Annotated in this window: 3 protein-coding genes; 1 reads left to right on the forward strand and 2 read right to left on the reverse strand. The window is 66.1% G+C overall.

Translation table 11 applies throughout. From position 1 onward, the window contains the following. Positions 1-337: 337 nt before the first annotated feature. On the reverse strand, positions 338-1,957 hold the full coding sequence (locus VN520_RS11520) for a hypothetical protein (RefSeq protein ID WP_325746784.1): 1,620 nt from the start codon (positions 1,955-1,957) through the stop codon (positions 338-340). Positions 1,958-2,007: 50 nt separating this feature from the next. Continuing rightward, positions 2,008-2,286, reverse strand: coding sequence for a hypothetical protein (locus VN520_RS11525; protein ID WP_325746785.1), 279 nt, complete (start codon positions 2,284-2,286; stop codon positions 2,008-2,010). A 444-nt stretch (positions 2,287-2,730) separates the two neighbouring features. Here VN520_RS11525 and VN520_RS11530 point away from each other — a divergent pair. Beyond that, positions 2,731-3,849: hypothetical protein (locus tag VN520_RS11530; protein ID WP_325746786.1), on the forward strand; the 1,119-nt coding region annotated here is incomplete at its 3' end.

Below are 3,849 nucleotides of genomic sequence, written 5' to 3' on the forward strand. Positions count from 1 at the left end.
GACCTCCCCCTCGCCCGTCACCCCCTCGATGACCAGGGCCGACAACCCTGAAAACACCACCGCCACAAGCTCATTGACATCGCGCACACCATGCCAACGACAACCATCACCCTTCGTTACCACCGATTACGGGCCAGAGCCGAACGTTTTACAGTCCCTCAGCGCGGAATTCAGTGATGCGGGGATGCTGGCATCGCTGGAGGAATGGTCTCGCTCGAGGCCAGTGGTCGCGCGGCCCAGTTCACTGCCGAGGCACCTGCAAGCACTAGCGCTGGGACGATGAGCGGGAGCAGAGTCGTCATATGGGGGCTCCTGCCTGAGCTGATGCGGGTTGGTTTCACACGCCGGCGTAGTGGCCGTTCGACTGTGAGGTCTGAGGTTGCTGCGGTTGACGAGGTCCGTGGCCGGGAGTCGGGTTGTAGCGGAGTGCCGACTGGGCCGCCTGCGAGTACTGCTGTGCTGCGATGCCGAGCATGGCGTCAGTCGACATCTGCGGGGTGTGGGCCGCCTTGGTGACCACGGTGTTGGCCTGCTCCGTCGATCGTCGCAGAGTGACCGTGACCAGTTGCTGTGCCATGACCCGGGGGTCCTGCGGGCTCCCATCCATCTGTGGGGCGGTGCGCGGCGCGTCAGCGTAGGCGGCGGAGGCGATCTGGACCATCAGGTCGCCATTCAGGTCTTGCGAGGTGCTGCTCGTCAGGTGCGCTTCCTGAACCAGGAGGAGCGGGTGCCATGGGGTGGGGTGACGCTGCATGGCCTCGAAGAGGGCCTTGTATTCTGGGATGGTGAAGTCTTCACCTCGCAGCGCTCGGTATTGCTCAGTGCGCATGAAGTCAGGGCTCTGGAGCGCTGCGTCGATGATCGCGCGCTCGCGTGCCGGGGTGGCATATGCCGTCTCCGGCTGGGTGACTCGCACCCGCTGGGTCTGGATGGAAGTTGGTGCGGCGGCGCTATTGACGCGCTCTCGTAGTCGCTGAAGTGCCGCCACGGAGCGGGCCAAGGTGGCGAGGAGGCCTTGGCCTACTGGGCCCGCGGCGCGGATTTCGGCGTTGGTCTGTTCACCGAGCTGGGCGACGTAGTTTCGGATGTGCGGATCAAGTACGAGTTCCCGGGCGTGCCGGCCGATCTGGTCGGGAGGGAGGTGTGTCAGGGAGGCGTTCTGATCCTGCTGGAGGAGAAGTTCGGCGCGCGCCCGGAACGTGGGGTCGTTCAGGGCTTGTGCTGCGGCGGGGTCAGTGGGTGCCCGCTGCGCAAGGATGGCCTGCATGTTGTCGACCGCTAAGCGGGTCAGAGTGATGACCCTTTCGTCGCCGACGAGGTACGGATCGCATGCGGCTTCGGAGTGAATGACTGCGCCGGGGCCGGTGACGAGGGCCTGCCAGGCTACGTTGAGGAACTCGTCGTCGAAGTCCTCGCCCTGAAGCCAGTACGGGGAGGCTGTCGGGTCCTGGGGCTGGTAGCGGAAGGCTTCGGCGTTGCGCGGGTTATGGAGTACGGCGCCCACGATCGATAGGGCACCCCATGCCTGGATGTCGGCTTGGGCGTCTCCCGGGGAGGGTGGGGCCTGTGTCAGTGGCTCCTGGCGAGGACTCGCGTTCCAGACCTCTACGGCGTACTGATAGGCAGTGGAGGGGTGGCCGTGCTGTGGTGATTGGAGGTGGTTGATGTACTCCCACAGCCCGCCTCGCCCTTCCCAGGCGTTCCGGTCTGCGATGAGCCTTTGGGCGGCTTGGTCGCCTTGCGCTGCCCGCGCCTGGTACAGGTTCCAGAGTCCGTGGTAGAGCTCTATTGCGGGAGGCTTGGCAAAATATCCGTTGGGCGATTGTAGTGCTGCGTTGCGCAGGACCTCGTACATGTCCCCGAGCAAGGGGGTGCGGAAGTCGGTCGGTTGGAGCCACGGTTCGTCCGGAGTCGCCGGGTTGGTCAATCCCCAGTGTACGAAGCTGGGATCCTGCATAAGCGCGTTGACGACGAGAGCTTCATGCCGTGATACCTCTGGGGCGTTCATCACGACGCGCCGGCTGCGTGGTCCGACGCTGCGTTCTGGGCCGGGCTGGGTTCGCTGTGAATCGGCGGCACCGCTGTGGCGTGCGCGGCGCGCCATCGGTCGGCCTGGGCGTCGATGAGTGCGCTGCCAGCCTCGTCCAGGGCGTACCACTGCCCTTCGTCGGGCCGCCACCAGCGGTCCGCGTACCGGACAGGGGCGCCGGTGAAGTCCGCCAGGGCGTGAGCCCTGTCCTTCTCGAGCAGCTCCTGCATGGCCACGTCGGGGATGGGTGCAGCCACGATGCGCTCCAGGGCGGCTGCTTGGAGACGCCGTGCAGGTGTTGGCGGATTCGCAGTGTGGTCGGACACCATGCCCCCTGGTGATCGCGGAGTGGCCAGAAGCCACGCTGTGCGAGTAGGGGGCACGGGTACAAGGGGTATCCGGATCGAGGGTCATCGCTTCCCGTGAGACGGGCCGGGTCTTGCTGTCGTTCCCGTGGAGCGGGCACCCGAAGCCTTCCGGGGCGCCGGTGCGGCCGCCGCTCCCGACCACCTTCTATTTGGGCGGTCTGGCAAGTGCTTCCCGTGTGGCGGGCAGGCCTGCTTGACGATGTTGCGCCTGACGGGAGGCGAGGACCTTTTCGCCAGGTAGGGACGACAACTCGGCGTGAGGTTCTCAGGCTGGGTGAAGACGCACCGTGTGATCGGTGCGCACCGTGCGATGTCCCAAGGAGTACCGACCTGATGAGCCAGCCCGATGCCGTCCCCGTCTCCCCGTCGCCGGACTACGCGGTACTGGGGCTCTCTCCCACCGACGATGTGGAGGCGCAGTGGGTAACAGCGGATGCCGCGGACGCACTGGCACAGGTATTGAACTGTGAACGTGCCGGCCTTCGAGGACTCGTTCTTGAGCTGGACGAGGATGGCGCCGTGCCCCTTGAACCTCGCGTGGTCGCGGCGCGAGCGTTGGCGGGGCGGCCTAGTGACGGCGCTCATCAGGGGGCAACGGATGCACCGGATCCCTATGCGGAGGCGGGGACATGGCTGGCATGTGTGTTGGGTACAACGGCAGCGTCGGCCCTGGAAGCTGCCTCTGTCTCGTGGGATATAGCTGCGGCGAAGTGGGCCGCCTACTTCCCGAACCTGCCGTCCGCTGAGGTAAGGACTCTCGCGGGGCTCACCCATGATGCTGGCTGGGAAAGGTTCTGCAGCGAGGGAACGGAACTCATCGGCCTGCTGCGGCACATGGACGCATTCGACTCGTCGGCCGGCCCCACAACGGCGGGCTGGGTGCAGTTGCTTCCTTACTACGTCCGCGGATTTCGGCGTCTCCGCGCAGCGAGTTACGCGGTCCCTGAGCTGCGGCAGGCTGCTGAGTTCTACTTGTTGCAGGCAGTGCGCAGCAGTCAGGAAGCGGCGGAGGTCGCCGGCTTCGTGGGGGCTGCGAGCGAGGACATGTATGCCTGGGCTCAGGATCGATTCGGTGAAGATGCGGAGGCGGTGGCGGCAGTACAGGCACGTGCGGCTCGGTGGCGGGCCAGTCGACAGTTGAGCGTGGCCGACAAGGCCCTGGCGGCGAAGTGGCAGACCCAGCACCCAAGCGCGCGGGAGGAACGGCGGCTGCTTGACACTTGGTCCGCGCAGCACGGCCCTGGCGATCCTGTGGGCAGCGAACGCCAAGCCGCGGGGCAAGTGGAGCGAGAAAGTGCAGAAATGCAACGCGAGGCCCGACGTGCGTTGTGGGCGTACCTCGCTGAGCACGAGACCGAACTGACTGCCCCCGATCCGGTGCGTAGCAGCCCGGGCCGAGACAAGTGGCTCCGACACCGTAGGGAAGCAAACCGGCTGACCGTCACGGCCTAC

Origin of the sequence: Streptomyces sp., from assembly GCF_035563135.1 — a bacterium.
Lineage (GTDB): Bacteria > Actinomycetota > Actinomycetes > Streptomycetales > Streptomycetaceae > Streptomyces.